The following is a 16,145-nucleotide window of genomic DNA, read 5'->3' on the forward strand; positions in this document are numbered from 1 at the left end:
TTTCTCCTTCCCAAAGTAGCAGCACATTGCTATGAACGATGACTACCGTCTATATTTTCTCTTTCCAACTGATTCCCGTGAAATGCCTTCAAAATAAAAGCTCGATCCGGAACGTTCAACCGTTCATACGATCGCAGGTACTCCCTGTTGTCATATGGAACGCCAATGAATTTCACATCAATGTTCCCCTCTTGGAGATCCACAATGCCATATCTGGCAATGGCAAGATCGTTACAGCCTAAGGCTCCCGGATTCATATAGATTCGCTGATCTGTCTTATAATAATGAAGAATATGATGATGACCAAAACAAACCAAATCATGGGCCGTCCCCTGATACTTCGCGTCCAATTTGGTTCCAGATGATTCTTTATCGATGGCATCCAGCTTGTCATTGCTCATATGATAGTGAGTCAAAAGGAACTGACGTCCTTCGACCTCTTTTTCAACAAATTTTGGTAGAGCCTGAATTCTCTTGATCGACTCTGCATTTAGATGTTGACCTATCCATTCATGGTGTTCAGCCATGCCTTTGTGCCCTTCTAATGGTCCCTTTTTTTGGAGCAAACTCAATACGGCCTCTTCGTGATTCCCTGAAATCGCTATCATATTTTTGCGGCTGTACAACATCTCAATCACTTCATTAGAGTAAGGGCCAATGCCGATCATATCCCCCAAACAAAATATATGCTCAATGTCTCCTCTGGAATCCATATCAGCCAATACCGCTTGAAGCGCAGGAACATTGCCATGAATATCGGTTAAGATGGCAACCTTCATTGAGACTCCTCCACTGGAATATACATCGTCTGAATCTCCTGTACACCCGGAATAAAGCCCAGATTCAGATACACGGACTCCGCATCATTTCCTTGCATCACATACAATCGCAGCACGGGATATTTACCCTTAAGCTCATTCAAAGCTCTCTGTAACATCAGTGTAGCAAGCCCTCTGCCTCTATACGCCGGTCGAACCCCTATACTATATACGGCAGCCTGATTATCCTGCAGACAAAGACGACAGTTGGCAATAAGCTGCCCCGTCTCCTTATCGTATACAAGTGTAGAGGCCTGAGTTAGGATCTCATTCGTATAATTAGGGTCATCACTCGGGATAAAATCTGCAAGAGTGGTATGTTTTCTTCGTGTAGCTTCAAGACTTCCTGCAAAACTCTCCAGGTCACACTGGGCAATTTCATCTTCATTCACATATGTTCTGGTGCCGGTTTCACTTTCAATAATCTCTGGACTCTTCACCGTTACCCTGCTGTCCCATTCGATGTCAAAATGATCTGTAGGCCGCTGCATCCAGCGACATCTGAACTCCACTGGCCAGAATCCTGCTCTTGCGTATAGATCGACTTGGTCTGGAAGAATCTCAAAGGTCAGAATGCGTTTGGTTCGATCCGACCACTGTACTAATGTATGCTTCAGCAGTTTCAATACCTCAAAGCACTGCTGGAATGGCGGGATAAAAAACAAATGATACATCCGGTTAGGCTCCATTCTCACGCCACCTATTTTGCTTTCCCCCTTGTAAATCCAGTACGCACTGATCTTGGAAGAGCTGAACTCTTCTTCTCTGAAAAATCCGACATAACGCATATCATAATAAACCGTGCAAAATAATCCCCATTCGGCAAAATCAGCTCTGCGAATCGAATATTCATCTGACAGATCATATTGAAGTATATCTATGGACCATTCCGTTAAACTCATATGTCATTCCTCCTCGATTCTAATTACATGTACAGCAATCAAAGAACCTTTCTATATGCCACCCCGTGAACATGAATTAACAAATGCTCCACTTCCAAACGTTCGAATAAATCCAACATGTCCTTAAACGGATTCTCGAAATACGAAGTCAGGTGGGCAAGTTCTGGCGTTGTTTTGATAAAATTGTAAAAGAAGTAGGGGTCCATGTTACCCACATCCGCTGGACTACCAAGGAAAACCTCCAATGTCTGGCCTGTTTCGGTATTCTTGAACATACAGTGCTCGCCGTGGACATCAAAATACCAATTTCCTGTTAATTCTTCTTCACCATGGATTACATCCGCATTGGACAGCAGATGATACGCCCCTGCGAGGATTTCCTCGCGATCAGGCTGATCGGTTTCCAATATCAGTTGGTCGATCAATTGCCGCGCAATTCTCTTGTACATATCCATTGCCATTAATAATTCTTCCGTAATTTCCTGTGTTATTGATTTCATCATTTCAGATCCTTTGCCCTTTCCAATGGGAATTAACTGCTCGACCTTGAGGTTAGCAAAGATACGATAACGTATCCAAAAAGTTGAACCGTAAATACAATAGCGACAAACTCAACCATCATGCTGTTCGCTGCATTGAAATCATTCACAAGATCCACAAAGATCTTTCCCGGTCTGGATAATACATCCCATGAATTCCAACGATTAAATCTGCCAATGTAGACCCCTATACTGCTCAATAGCAAAATAACGCCTACAATTATCATGCTAATGTACTTATTTATTAATTTATTTAACATGCCTTGGATTTGAATGATCGAACATGTCGAGAGCAGCAATCCGATGATCGCTACGGCAAACGTCAGGGTGAGTCCATACCAAAAATCAATATTAACCCAAAATCTGACCTCCCCTTGAGCATCAAAATATCGGAATGAGTGCAGGATCTCTGTAAAAAGGTAGGCCGCATTGGGCAGAAAAAAGAGCCAAACTGCACACATCAACCACATACATATAACACTCGTTGTGGTTACTTTCTTATGAAATATGTATCTAATGCAGGATGAGATAATGAATGGCACCCATGCCAGGAGCATATCCCAACTTAAAAAGCGATACATATTCCTATCTGTTTGGGCCCGTAAATACATCACAACACCTAAACAACAACAAGTAGCCACAAGCAAGGTAACGATGAATCGGGGATCTTGCACCGGATGTTTGTTATCTTTCATTTCTTTGCTTCTACGTCCTTTTCCTTGATGATGTTATACGTTATAAATACTTTTTTAATGCCTTGCTGGATTCTCCGTCGTACCCCAATTTCGTATAAAAGTGATGTGCTTCATGTCTGGATGATCCACTGGTAAGAAATACCTTCATACAATTTTTCTGTACACATATGTTTTCCACATATTTCATCAATTCAGATCCATATCCCTTGCTCTGCACATGTTCCGTAATGATAACCCGCTCAACGACGCCGAATGGTCTATTTTCCACCAAAGCATCCAAACAAATATGTAAATGAGCCGTGCCGATCACCTGATTACCCAGTTCATATACGAACAAGAAACTATTCGGGTTATTCCGAACTTCTTCAATCCGTTCTGCCAGTACCTTTGTATTTAAGTTGTTCGGCAATAATTCTTTATACAGTCTCTCGATAACCTCTGCATCCCTAGCTTCTGCCTCTCTTATCATCAAGCTCCCCCTTCCTGTTACCTCACTTGATAACTTAAAATGATATCCCCGTTGTCCTCGAATTCACCCGTGTCCTGAAATCCGCAACGCTTATACAGCGCATTAGCCGCGATGTTATGAGGAACATGGGATACCCTGATTTGCTGGCAATCACTTCTATCTTGCAACATACGAATCACTTCTTGAATAGCAAGTTTACCGTAGCCCTTCCCCTGATACTTCTCATCAATCATGAAGCGCAGAATCCAGTAATACCCGTCATTGTAGACCTCATTATCAAATAAAATAAAACCGACCATCTGATCCTCTGCGAAAATGCCATATGGTTTGGACGTAATTTCCTTTGTCGCATGAATCAATGAATCCGCATTGCTAGCTACCAAATCCAGCTGATCTTCCCTTGGTTTAAGGTGCATGCACTCGAGTTCATTATCTTTGGTTATAGGTTGTAACTTCACTTGCTCCATACCTACCATCCTCTCTCCTTGAAGCTTATCACTAGATTTTCTTGATCAATATAATCTCCAAAGGTTGTGTATCCAGCAACAGAGCCCCTGCGTCAACATACCCCAGCTTTCGATAGAAATGTTGGGCATGTTCGTCTGACTGCGTTGAAGTCATTACGGTATCGAAGCCTTGTTGCTTCATTAGATTTTCCCAGTGATGCACCACTTTTTTGCCAATTCCGCCGTTTCGATAGGGCTCATCAATCCAGATCATATTCATGAAGGGAAGGTTGTCCCAAAAGTAACCGTACCTCATCCATCCAATTCTTGATCCCTCGTCCTCGTTCCAGAGGATGAATATTTCTTTTTCATGAATCTTCGTTTTCACAAGTGCCTGATGGATATGCCGATCTCGATCCATGATAAAGTCGAAGTCAGCTTCCGTTGCATATACAATCTTCATTCGTTCTACTCCCTTCATTAACTACGTCCATCATAACCCAAAATGTGGTAGTTGCGAACAGTTCCTTCCTCTTTTTTTCCCATGCCAAAAAACCACGGTTTCCCGTGGTTGCACCCGCTCTATTTTTCTCAATCCGATGTCGATCCGCTCACCAATTGTCCCTTGTACCATACGGCCTGCCGCGCAGATCGCCGCGCAACGGCTTCCGCCGAACAACTTGCATGCACCAATACAAAACTTGCTGTGTCACCCACCTTCGGCCATACGTGTTCCCCTTGTGAATCCAGCGGTGTCACACCGCCTGTTACGAACGCCAAAGATTGAGACAAGGACAATTCATCACTATATCCGTACAGTTCTGCGAAACGTCCCGCTTTCTCAAGCAGATCTCCACTGCCAAAAGGAGACCAATGATCCGTCAGGCTGTCTGTGGCCAGCTTCACATTCACGCCCATACGATGGAGCATGGGAAGAGGCATCATCGTTCTGCCAATAGGCACCGTGGAAGCAATGCTCATCCCGAGCGAAGCCATTCGCTGCGCCATATCTTCCGCTTCCTGCTGCTCCGCTCGAGCGAACCAGAACGCATGACTTACCGTAACTTTACCCTGAAGCCCTGCTGCTTCGGTCAGACTCGCAAGTTCCAGCAACGTTTGTTTGCCGGCCTGCCCGCCATCATGCAGATGAATATCGATGCCCGCCTGATGCTGAACAGCCAGTTCGACCATGGCATTCAGTGATTTCTCGATGTCTTCGTCCACAGTATGGGGATCGAGTCCACCCACATGCGTTGCACCTTCCTGCATCGCTTGGCCCATAAGCTCCACTGAATGGGAGCGAAGCAGTCCATGCTGCGGGAAAGCTACAATCTCCGAAGAGATTTTGCCCGAAAATGATTCCAGAGCCTGCCGCGTTGCTTCCAGTCTTTTCAAGCCACTGACGGGTTCGATATTGCAATGACTACGTACATGAGTGGAGCCATACTCCTGGATCAAGGTCAGAATACTCTCCGCTTGACGCTTGGCATCTGGCATCAGCTTGGGTAACAGAACCTTCTCTTCTTCAATACGTTCGAAAATACTGGAGATCCGTTTAACCGCAGTCCATGGTCCATCGTAGTAGGTTTTATCCAGATGAATGTGTGCCTCCTCGAACGAAGGCAGCAATAAAAGTCCCTTGCCATCTACTTGTGGCAGATCGTTAGACAGCGGGTTGCTTCCTTCCACAATCGCCGCAATCCGTCCATCTTCAATCCGCAGATGAGCGAGGCTTGTCCGTGTCCCTGTCACCTGTTCCCCTTCCCAAACATAACGCTGTTCCAAAGTCACATTGGTTAACCAATAGGCCTGCTTCATTATGTCATCCCTCTTTTCTTACCCGGCATTACGTCCCCCGGATACCGATTGATCTATGATCTATGATCCATGTTACCATACGGTTTCACAGGGCAAAAATACGTAAAACGTTGGTGTTCCATATGCGGAACGTTTGTATTGCTCTACCTTGATTCATGCCAAAAAACAGGCACAATACGTGCCTGTCCTGTCCACTCACCTTATTCTCCTTAATTACGTGAATATATTAAAAATAAAACCGTGCATGCCCTCCATCGGTCACGCCTTCAATCTGTTCGATATCCAGCAGTCTGCGCTTCATCTCCAACCCTCCACGGAACCCGGTCAGCTTGCGATTAGCCCCAATAATACGGTGGCATGGTAACAGAACCGGAATCGGATTGGCTCCATTTGCAGCCCCAACCGCTCGCACAGCCGAAGGTCTTCCAATCGATGCGGCAATGTCACCATAGGTCCGAATTTCACCGTAGGGGACGCGGCCCAGTTCTCTCCATACCTCCTGCTGGAAGTTAGTTCCGATCAAGTCCAGTGGAATTTCATCGGTATAAGCCATCGGTTCCCCTGCAAAATAGGACTGTAACCAATCCATCATGCCTGTTTGTTTCAGCGCATGCTCATTCTCTTCCAATTCCACGCCAGGTGCAACTTTCTGCATCCAGCCATTCCAGTCCTCCAGTGTTTCGTTGGGCATGACCACTCGGCACAATCCCTGTTCTGTAGCGAGCAACACCCATGGACGACCGTCCAGTTGCATCGTGGTATACATTAACTTTTTTCTCATTCGTTTATCGCCCTCTCCCTGGTGGAATGCTTCATGCTAGGACTACGAGGAAATTCGCTTCTTCACCTTACGTTTCATACTGCGGATCATCTGCTTGCTCTCCGGATCAACGCGATACGATTCCGTGATTTTCTGAAGTGCCTTATTATACGTGAAATCGTCCAGGGTATTATGGTTCAGATAACGCATAGTAACCTCAGGTTGTTTCACATAAGCCATCGAGATGGCCCACGCGACCGCCATTTTCACATAATAAGCTTCGTGCCTGATCCGATCCAATGCGATTAGAACCCGATCAATATATCTCTCATCCAGATAAAAATTCAACAGCATCACCACGCCAAACCGAATCTCATATTCCTGCTCTGATCTCAGATACGGCTGCAAGAATGCCCACACCGGCTCCGAATGCACCTTCGTATATTTTAGTCCCGCACAGAAGCTGTCACATACCGACCAGTTATCGATCTTGGGTACAAATGCTTCAATGGCCTTCAGCAGCTCGTCCAGATCAGCCTGGACATGTCCAATGACCATGGCTTGCAGCATCACTTCTTCAAAGTATTCATCGTCTGCCGTCTCCAGATACGTGCGCCAGTCCCCGGCGGCGATCTGTTTGGCAATCTTTCGTAAGGCTGGCAATCTCACGCCTAACACATTTGTGATGTTGGGAATAAGCGCAGCCGAGAATTTCTGATACTCCGGCTCGGCCAGACTGAGCAATTGTGTTCTAATATTTTCTGCTTCCACCGCACACGTCCTCCTCGTCTGTTGCTGTACAACAAGTATATCCTTGCAACGCCAGTTTGTAAGCCCATATCGAATGTTTGAGCAAGATTACAATATCATTTTGGGTACTCTCTTTTCCTCCATTTGTTTAACTGCCAACCCATTTCGTTTAAAAATATGAAGCTGACCGTTTAGAAAGGAGTGTCGATATGAACGGACCTCATACCAAGAAAGATTTCTCCGTGGAGGAGATCACCGAACAACTCTTGCAACATGTGCAATCCCGGAACCTTCCCGATTTCTATAAATTGGTGAAAGAACTGCATCCCTACGACCTCTCACTCGTATATAAAAAGTTTCCTGAAGAAGAAACCAATCGGTTTCTGCTCCTGTTCAAACCCGATGCTCTGGCGGATCTCGCCGAGACCCTGAAGCTGCACGAACAGATTCAACTGTTTGAACGACTCGGGCCGGAACGAACGCTTGAGGTCATGCAGCAGATGGACAAAAGTGATCTGATCCGGTTCATGCACGATTTGCCTGCCAAACGAAGAGAAGAATTGCTGTCCACCATGAATCTGGACCACTCCGCCATTATCCGGTCCCTGCTTAATTATCCGCCGGAGACGGCTGGACGCATCATGACAGACCGATATCGAACCCTGCTTGCCCATGAGACAGCCAAGGAAGCCTTGCGACAATCGCAAGGCACCATGCATATCTCCGCCTCCAGTTACCTTTATGTGACGGATGATGAAGGTAAACTGGTCGGAGTAGTGAGTTATCGATCCCTTGCCTTGGCTGACGACAAGACCCAGGTTGAAGAACTGATGACCCGACGGGTGATCCACGCAACGGTAGATATGGACCAGGAAGAAGCAGCACAGCTTCTGCAACGCTATGAGTTTATGGCGCTTCCAGTAGTAGATGAGAATCACAGGTTATGCGGGATTATCCAAATGGATGATGTCATCGATATTATTATGGATGAAGCCAGTGAAGATTTGGCCAAGATGGGTGGGGGCGGCAAGGATATCGACTTTGATACCAAACCACTCGTTGCCGTCAGACGCAGACTCCCCTGGCTCATTCTATTGCTGCTGATTGGCCTGATCTCGGGAAGCATCGTGGATTTTTTCGAGGATACACTGAATCAGGTTGTCGCATTGGCATTCTTTATGCCGATGATCGCGGGTATGACTGGTAACACAGGAACGCAATCTCTGGCTGTTGTGGTACGAGGACTAATCGGACGCAAACTCGACAAATCCACTGTACTCGCATTGATTGGTCGGGAGATCAAAGTGGGCATCATGATTGGATTGGTCTGTGGATTGCTGATCACCGTCATCGCTTATTTCTGGCAAGGGGACTGGCTGCTCGGCGCCATTATCGGGGTTTCTCTATTCTTCACTCTGGTGATCGGTACACTGACCGGCACATGCATTCCGCTTCTACTTAGTCGTTTCAAGGTTGACCCTGCTGTCGCTTCGGGTCCGTTAATCACAACATTGAATGATATCTTGTCCCTGTTTATCTATTTTGGGATCGCCACACGTTTCCTCGATGCCTTGATGTAAACAAGTTGTGTATACAGCAAAACAGACCTGATCCTGAGATCAAGGTCTGTTTTGCATTTTATCCAGTTTTACGCCGATCTTTTATTTTTATTATAAATATCAAACGCCACAGCAAGCAGCAGTACCAATCCCTTAATTCCCTGCTGCCAGTCAATACCGAGACCAATCAAGGACATCCCGTTATTCAGCACACCCATAACCAAACCACCAATGATGGCTCCAAATACCGTACCTATGCCCCCTGAAGCGGAAGCACCTCCGATGAAGCAGGCCGCAATGGCATCCAGTTCAAAGTTGGTACCCGCCCTTGGCGTAGCGGCATTCAGTCGTGCGGCGAAGATCAACCCGGATACCGCGGCAAGCGTACCCATGTTCACGAAAACCCAGAAAGTTACTTTTTTTGTTTTCACTCCGGACAGTCCCGCGGCCTTCTCATTACCTCCAAGCGCATACACATGCCGGCCCATAACGGTACGGTTCATCACGAAGGAGTATACGATGATCAGGACAAACAACAGGATCAGAATATTCGGAATCCCCGCGTAACTCGCGAGTACAAATGTAAACAGATTTGTCACGGCAGCCACCACAATCAACTTGAGCAGAAATAGCCCCTGTGACACCACCTCGAAGCCATATTTTCGCTGGGAACGACGTTCCCGCAGTTCATTAACAATGTACCAGACGGTGAGTACAAGCCCCACAATAATGGATACCAGACCGAAGCCTGAGAAGTGAATGTCCGGCAGGAAACCCGAGCTTATTTTCTGGAATCCACCCGGAAAAGGAGAGATCGACTGTCCCTCCAGCACAATCATCGTCAAGCCGCGGAACAGAAGCATTCCTGCCAGCGTCACGATAAATGCCGGAATACGCACATATGCGATCCAGAAGCCTTGCCATGCCCCGATCAAAGCGCCTACCAGCAAGGATGCGATAACCGCAAGCCAGGCCGGAAGCTGCCAATCTACCATCATAATTGCGGCAACAGCACCAACAAAGGCTGCAATGGAACCAACAGACAAGTCAATATGTCCGGTAATGATGACCAGCACCATCCCGATCGCCAGCACCAAAATGTAGCTGTTCTGCAAGATCAGATTCGTTATATTAATCGGCTTGAGTAATAGTCCACCTGTCAGTACCTCGAACAAAAGCATAATTACAACCAGGGCAATAATCATGCCGTATTGACGAATATTATTTTTGAACAGTTTTGTTATCATTTCCATGCTTGCCGCCTCCAGACTTGGTCATATATCTCATCAACGTTTCCTGCGATGCTTGCTCCCGGCTGACTTCGCCGGTGATTCGCCCGGCATTCATCACATAGATCCGGTCACACAGGCCAAGAACCTCCGGCAACTCGGATGAGATTACCAGTACACCCTTGCCCTCAGCGGCAAGCCGATGAATGATGGTATAGATTTCGAATTTCGCTCCCACATCAATCCCGCGTGTAGGTTCATCCAGGATAAGAATATCCGGTCCGGCAAAAATCCATTTACTCAGCACCACTTTTTGCTGGTTGCCCCCGCTCAGATTACCGGTCTTCTGCAAAATACTTGGGGCTTTGATGTTCATGCTTTTCTTCATCTCTTCCGCTACCAGCACTTCTTCGCGCTCGTTCACTACTGCGTTTCGCGTCAGCTTGCTGAGACCCGTCAGTGAAATATTGCGCTTGATGTCATCCATTAGAATAAGTCCGTATTCCTTACGGTCCTCTGTCACATAAGCGAATCCATTCTGAATGGCCTCCGTGACCGTATTGTTTTGAATGGGTTTACCATTCTTGATGAGCTGTCCCGAGATATTTCGACCATAGGATTTGCCAAAGATACTCATGGCAAGCTCGGTGCGCCCAGCTCCCATCAGCCCGGCAATACCCACAATCTCACCACGTCGGATATTCATATGGATCTGATCCAGTACTTTCCGCTCGGCATGATGTTCGTGATATACGGTCCAGTCCTTCACCTCAAGGATGATTTCACCTATGGTGGCATGACGCTCCGGGTAACGACTGGTGAGATCACGTCCTACCATCCCGCTGATAATCCGGTCCTCCGTCACTTTCTCCTTCTTCATATCCAACGTCTCAATTGTCTTGCCGTCCCGTAAAATGGTCACGGAATCAGACACCTTGGACACCTCATTCAGCTTGTGCGAGATCAGGATACAGGCGATGCCCTGCTTCTTGAATTCCAGCATCAATTGCAGCAGATTTTCACTATCATCCTCATTCAGCGCAGCGGTTGGCTCATCCAGGATGAGGAGCCGTACCTTTTTGGAGAGCGCTTTCGCAATTTCGACCAGTTGCTGTTTGCCTACCCCGATACTGGATACGAGTGTATTCGGATTTTCGCTCAGCCCCACCTTCGAGAGCAGCTCCCGTGTACCCACAAATGTTTCTTTCCAGTCCACAATGCCTCTGTTGGCACGTTCATTGCCCAGATATATATTTTCCGCGATTGAAAGGTAGGGAATCAGGGCCAACTCCTGATGGATAATGACAATTCCCAGATCCTCGCTCTGCTTGATATCCTTGAACTCACATTTTTTGCCCTGAAATAAAATGTCGCCTTCATACGTGCCATGTGGATATACTCCGCTTAACACTTTCATCAATGTAGATTTACCTGCACCATTTTCACCACATATGGAATGAATTTCGCCTTCACGGACTTTCAGATTGACATTTTCCAGTGCTTTAACGCCAGGAAAGGTCTTGGTGATGTTCTTCATTTCCAGAATGATTCCGGCCATGGGATGTGCTCCTTTCATTTATTATTTCAGTCCGATTTCTTCCTTCGTGTAATACTGGGTACCCACGATATCCTGTTCCACATTGGTACGATCCACGGAGACAGGATCCAGGAGATATGCAGGAATAACCTTAATTCCGTTGTTATATGATGTTTCATCATTAACTTCCGCCTGTTTCCCTTGCAAGATACTATTGGCCATCTCTACCGTCTTCTCGGCTAGCTTGCGCGTATCCTTGAACACGGTCTGCGTCTGTTCCCCGGCCACAATCGATTTGATTGAGGCAAGTTCGGCATCCTGTCCTGTAATAACGGGCAGCGGCTTGTTCGAAGTACCGTAACCGATCCCTTTCAAAGATGAGATGATACCAATACTGATTCCATCATAAGGAGATAACACCGCATCCAGATGATCACCTGAGTAATAAGCACTCAGCAAGTTATCCATCCGAGACTGGGCCAGTGCACCATCCCAGCGCAAGGTCGCAATCTGAGACATCGTCATCTGCTTGCTGCGTACGACCAGTTTGCCGGAATCAATGTACGGCTTAAGCACAGACATCGCACCGTCGAAGAAGAAATAGGCATTATTGTCATCTGGAGAGCCGCCAAACAATTCAATGTTATACGGTCCTTTTCCATCCTTGAGTCCAAGCTTTTGTTCGATGTAGGAGGCCTGAAGCACACCCACCTTAAAATTGTCGAACGTGGCATAATAGGTCAAATAAGGCGTATTGCGAATGAGCCGATCATACGAGATCACTTGGATTCCTTCGTCATGGGCCTTCTTGATGACATCCGTTAGTGTGTTGCCATCCACAGATGCGATGACCATCACATCCACACCTTTGGTGATCATGTTCTCAATCTGTGAAATCTGATTCTCGACCACATCCTCAGCATACTGGAGATCGGTTTTGTACCCCTGCTCCTGAAAGAGACGGACCATATTCTCACCATCTCCCACCCATCGCTCTGATGATTTGGTTGGCATCGAAATACCGACATATCCCTTTTCCTTGCTGCCTGCACCACTCTCTGCCAGATTGCAGGCCGAGAGCATCAGAGTCATCACCAGAAGCCAGATGAACACTGCTCCTTTTTTCATATGAAGTTCCCCTTTCCTCACGTCATACGGTTCTAAATGAGTTATAAGATAACGCTTACAATGCATGTAGTGCATCCTGTTCCTTGCTGTCCCTGTCTGAGATCAATGGTAGCATTGCACGAGCCTCAAGGTCTTTGCACGTTTTGAACCTTTTTTATAAAAATTTAACTTTTGATGGAAACTTCCGTTGTGAGCCTGGTCCATCAAAAATCAGTTTAAGATCAAAAAAAAGGACATGCTCCGCTTCGCTTCACACGAAGTAGAACACATCCATCTCATGTACCACATGGCTGAATGAACAACTGTACAACCATAATCAATTCGCCGAAGGACGATAAGCCGTTCCTCCGTTCTTTCGATACTGTACTGGCGAAATGCCCATTGTTTTTTTGAACGCGGTGCTGAAATAATGCTGGGTGTCGTAACCTACACGTTCGGCTATGGTGTGCATCGGCAATGTTGTGGAGTCCAACAACTGTATGGCCTTGCGAATGCGAGCGTGCGTGACAAGCGTCACGAAAGAATCATTCAGCTCTTTCTTTAGCACACGGCTAAGATATACGGCAGATACTTGCAGGCGGGAAGCAAGCGATTCCAACGTTAGTTCCCGCTCGGCATACTCTTCTTGAATAAGTTGTTTTGCCCGGCGAACCAGAGGGGACAACCGCACTTCTTCGTATACCTGTTCACGGCAATGACGGTACGTATCCGGCGTTTCTTCCAGTGTCCCTGCATGTATCTCCAGATGAGCATGAATGGCAATATTCAGGCATGAACTGATCTGCTGTTCCAGAAGGGACTCTATTTCTTCGGGAGCTTCTTGCCACAGACATATGCCAATCAATCCGCTTACGTCCCGAAACAGAACATGTGGCAGATCTGCCAGCAGTTCACTGATTATATTTTCCACTGCAAACAGAAACAACTGACGATCATTCTCTCTCAGTATCGTCTGACGAGCTTCGGCGGCAGGCCATCTCACAATCCCGATCTGCACAGGTGGAACCGCGGGTAGACGCAAAAACTCAAGCTGTTCCATCAGATCTTTCCCTGCAGCCTGCCCTTCCAGCCACTCCAGCATAAATCGCTGGCGAAGCAGCGGGATATTCCGTTCAATCTGATGGGCTGCCTGTTGTACATAAGCCGTCCTCTGGTGCTCTTCCGTAAGTCGCTGATGTAATCGCTCAAGTGCAGCATGTAATTGTTCTGATTGTACAGGCTTTAAGATGTAATCCTCTACGCCAAGCCGAACCGCCTCCTGCGCATATGCAAATTCATCATGCCCCGAAATGATTAGGTAACGACAGTCCGGGCACTTCTGCTGTAGAGCACGTATGAGTTCGATTCCGTTCAGGAATGGCATATTCATATCGACCAGAACAATATCCACGCCCAAGTCAGCAGCCCGTTCCAGTGCTTCCTCACCGTCTTCCGCTTCACCCACAACCTCCATCCCGAGTATCTCCCAGTCAATTGCATCCCGAATTCCCTCACGAATGATGGGCTCATCATCAGCGATGAGCACGCGATACTTCTTCGTGACGTGGCTATCCGGTGTAAGCTCCATAACCGTGTTTGATGCGGATGTCCCATCTATCCCAGTGGAAGTTGTCGCGTTCGATTTTATGAATTTTCCCATTCACTCTCCTGCCTCTCTTTGTTATTGATTTGCGGGATGGGTGGCAGCTCTCGCATCAACGGATGAATGATGGTCACGCGAGTTCCTTGACCCTCCTCGCTCTCCAGCAGAATACCGTAATCATCGCCAAAGGACAGCCGGAGACGGGCTTGCACGTTCAACATCCCATAACTTTTGCCTGTGATCCCAGGCGAAGACGCTTCCAGACTTGCCAAAGGAGCTTCGAGCAGATGCAGCATTTCGGCAAGCCGTCCGTTGGACATCCCTGCTCCATCATCCTGAACGGTCAGCAGCAGTCTGCCAAGTTCTAATCTGGCCTCCACCTGTATGTGTCCCGGCCCACGCCTGCCCTTGATTCCATGATAGATTGCATTCTCTATCAGGGGTTGAAGCAGCAGCTTTAACACAAAAAGATCCCGCAGTTCCTCTGGAATATTCAATGTATACTGAAGCCGGTCGCGGTATCGTGTCTGCTGAATTTGCAGATAACTGGTCATATGCTCAAGCTCAGAGTGCAGCGGAATGTAATCCTGTCCTTTACTAAGCCCGATCCGAAATAATCGAGATAACGCGCCAACCATGCCGGATACATCGTCTGCACCCTCTTTGCGTGCCATCCAATGAATTGTATCCAGGGTATTGTACAAAAAGTGAGGTTTGATATGCTCCTGCAAGCTTCGCATTTCAGCATCGCGCTTCTGCCGTTCTCGCAATTCATTCAGCGATATCAGTTCTCGAATCTGTGCCAGCATTCGGTTATAGCTGTTGCCAAGCATTCCAATCTCATCCGCCCGATCGCTCCACCGGCCTGGTCTGAGATTACCCGTCTCCGCCCTGCGCATATAGGACATGAGTCGGAAAATCGGGTGGGCAATGGAACGCGAGAACCATAAAGAGGCGCTAAGTCCGAATAAACACACCACAAATACAAAACTAACCACATAAAACTGGATTTGGCGTACTTCGGATATCGAGTCTCTTGTGGGAAATACCCCTACCGTTCTCCAACCCGTAAAGGTGGACGACTGATACATGAATAATAACGCTCCACCCTTGGTTTCGGCGGTAAACGTGCCACTCTCCCCGGAGGGAAACCACTCTGCGGGGATGTGTTCGATTAACGGATGCTCCGGCTTGTATACACTTTGACCTTCGGCATCCGTCACCATCACATAACCAGATTTACCCAAGGTCACATTGCGGGCAGCCTGAGAGACGGACCTTAGTTTAAGATCAATCATAATAACGCCTCGCACACGCCCTGACGCTTCATCCGTGATGGAACGTGCAACCGATACAATCTCATCATCCTTATACCGTACATGTGTCGTGAGATTACGCTCTTTGGGCTGACCCAACACCATGAATATGCCCGGATTGGCCGCGGCTTCTCGGTACCAATTTTCCTGGATCAAGCTCTGCTCTGCTCGGGGATACATCTCGTTGCTAATATAGTCACCACTTCCATTGACGAGAACAATCCCGGCGATTTCAGGATACAACGTTGTGAACCCCTGCAAGGTTTGCTTGATGCCGTATAACTGATTTTGCTCCGTTTCGGCAATTGCGCCTTTATTCATCCGTTCACCGCTTGCATCATCATTCAACGGCATGTTGTCGTTCATAAACGCATCAATATCCGGGTCAAATGCAATCAGATACGTCATATTTTGCAGATTCTCCATCTTGCTGTTCAGGGCTTCATTCACTTTACCAATCAGTTGCATCGTATGCCCTTCAACCTGTCGCTCAACAACCCGCTCCACTGTCCAATTGACAAGCAGGCCGAGTCCTACAGAGGGCACAATGGCGAATAGCAAAAAAAGCAGCATTAGCTGGTAGCGAAGGGGCATATT

General features: G+C 47.2%; 16 protein-coding genes. 1 reads left to right on the forward strand and 15 read right to left on the reverse strand.

Features of this window, described 5'->3' with window-relative positions; genetic code table 11:
• Nucleotides 1–29: 29 nt before the first annotated feature.
• The 10 genes from MKX40_RS23485 to MKX40_RS23530 all read right to left on the reverse strand — a co-directional run bounded on the left by MKX40_RS23485 (nucleotide 30) and on the right by MKX40_RS23530 (nucleotide 7,218).
• Nucleotides 30–779, reverse strand: a complete 750-nt coding sequence (locus tag MKX40_RS23485) for a metallophosphoesterase family protein (RefSeq protein ID WP_339236774.1) — start codon at nucleotides 777–779, stop codon at nucleotides 30–32.
• Entirely contained in the window at nucleotides 776–1,720 is a 945-nt protein-coding gene (locus MKX40_RS23490; RefSeq protein ID WP_339236776.1) for a GNAT family N-acetyltransferase, read from the reverse strand. Before MKX40_RS23490 ends, MKX40_RS23485 begins: the two co-directional genes overlap by 4 nt.
• 38 nt (nucleotides 1,721–1,758) lie before the next feature.
• Nucleotides 1,759–2,220, reverse strand: a complete 462-nt coding sequence (locus MKX40_RS23495) for a hypothetical protein (RefSeq protein WP_339236777.1) — start codon at nucleotides 2,218–2,220, stop codon at nucleotides 1,759–1,761.
• 32 nt (nucleotides 2,221–2,252) lie between these two features.
• Nucleotides 2,253–2,954, reverse strand: coding sequence for a DUF1361 domain-containing protein (locus MKX40_RS23500; RefSeq protein ID WP_339236779.1), 702 nt, complete (start codon nucleotides 2,952–2,954; stop codon nucleotides 2,253–2,255).
• A gap of 40 nt (nucleotides 2,955–2,994) precedes the next feature.
• A complete protein-coding gene (locus MKX40_RS23505; RefSeq protein ID WP_339236780.1) occupies nucleotides 2,995–3,423 on the reverse strand; it encodes a GNAT family N-acetyltransferase in 429 nt (142 codons plus the stop codon).
• 17 nt (nucleotides 3,424–3,440) lie between these two features.
• Nucleotides 3,441–3,890 (reverse strand): GNAT family N-acetyltransferase, encoded by a 450-nt coding sequence (locus tag MKX40_RS23510; RefSeq protein WP_339236783.1) that lies wholly within the window; start codon nucleotides 3,888–3,890, stop codon nucleotides 3,441–3,443.
• A gap of 31 nt (nucleotides 3,891–3,921) precedes the next feature.
• Nucleotides 3,922–4,332, reverse strand: a complete 411-nt coding sequence (locus MKX40_RS23515) for a GNAT family N-acetyltransferase (RefSeq protein WP_339236785.1) — start codon at nucleotides 4,330–4,332, stop codon at nucleotides 3,922–3,924.
• Between the two features lie 128 nt (nucleotides 4,333–4,460).
• Nucleotides 4,461–5,687, reverse strand: coding sequence for an amidohydrolase (locus MKX40_RS23520; RefSeq protein ID WP_339236788.1), 1,227 nt, complete (start codon nucleotides 5,685–5,687; stop codon nucleotides 4,461–4,463).
• 226 nt (nucleotides 5,688–5,913) lie between these two features.
• The gene (locus tag MKX40_RS23525; RefSeq protein ID WP_339236790.1) at nucleotides 5,914–6,468 is read right to left on the reverse strand and encodes a methylated-DNA--[protein]-cysteine S-methyltransferase; all 555 of its coding nucleotides are present in this window, start codon (nucleotides 6,466–6,468) and stop codon (nucleotides 5,914–5,916) included.
• Between the two features lie 42 nt (nucleotides 6,469–6,510).
• The gene (locus MKX40_RS23530) at nucleotides 6,511–7,218 is read right to left on the reverse strand and encodes a DNA alkylation repair protein (RefSeq protein ID WP_339236793.1); all 708 of its coding nucleotides are present in this window, start codon (nucleotides 7,216–7,218) and stop codon (nucleotides 6,511–6,513) included.
• A 188-nt stretch (nucleotides 7,219–7,406) separates the two neighbouring features.
• Here MKX40_RS23530 and mgtE point away from each other — a divergent pair, with 188 nt between their 5' ends.
• Complete coding sequence (gene mgtE, locus MKX40_RS23535; RefSeq protein ID WP_339236795.1) at nucleotides 7,407–8,777, forward strand: magnesium transporter; 1,371 nt, start codon at nucleotides 7,407–7,409, stop codon at nucleotides 8,775–8,777.
• A gap of 68 nt (nucleotides 8,778–8,845) precedes the next feature.
• On the opposite strand, the gene mmsB is transcribed toward mgtE, so the two are convergent.
• From mmsB to MKX40_RS23560, 5 genes are all read right to left on the reverse strand, one after another.
• On the reverse strand, nucleotides 8,846–10,009 hold the full coding sequence (mmsB, locus tag MKX40_RS23540; protein WP_339236797.1) for a multiple monosaccharide ABC transporter permease: 1,164 nt from the start codon (nucleotides 10,007–10,009) through the stop codon (nucleotides 8,846–8,848).
• Complete coding sequence (gene mmsA / locus MKX40_RS23545) at nucleotides 9,978–11,543, reverse strand: multiple monosaccharide ABC transporter ATP-binding protein (protein WP_339236799.1); 1,566 nt, start codon at nucleotides 11,541–11,543, stop codon at nucleotides 9,978–9,980. Before mmsA ends, mmsB begins: the two co-directional genes overlap by 32 nt.
• A 21-nt stretch (nucleotides 11,544–11,564) precedes the next feature.
• Nucleotides 11,565–12,650, reverse strand: coding sequence for a multiple monosaccharide ABC transporter substrate-binding protein (gene chvE, locus MKX40_RS23550; protein WP_339236801.1), 1,086 nt, complete (start codon nucleotides 12,648–12,650; stop codon nucleotides 11,565–11,567).
• 316 nt (nucleotides 12,651–12,966) lie between these two features.
• Nucleotides 12,967–14,217, reverse strand: a complete 1,251-nt coding sequence (locus MKX40_RS23555; protein ID WP_339243174.1) for a response regulator — start codon at nucleotides 14,215–14,217, stop codon at nucleotides 12,967–12,969.
• Between the two features lie 56 nt (nucleotides 14,218–14,273).
• On the reverse strand, nucleotides 14,274–16,142 hold the full coding sequence (locus tag MKX40_RS23560; RefSeq protein ID WP_339243175.1) for a sensor histidine kinase: 1,869 nt from the start codon (nucleotides 16,140–16,142) through the stop codon (nucleotides 14,274–14,276).
• Nucleotides 16,143–16,145 lie beyond the last annotated feature (3 nt).

Origin of the sequence: Paenibacillus sp. FSL R5-0517 (assembly GCF_037974355.1) — a bacterium.
Lineage (GTDB): Bacteria > Bacillota > Bacilli > Paenibacillales > Paenibacillaceae > Paenibacillus.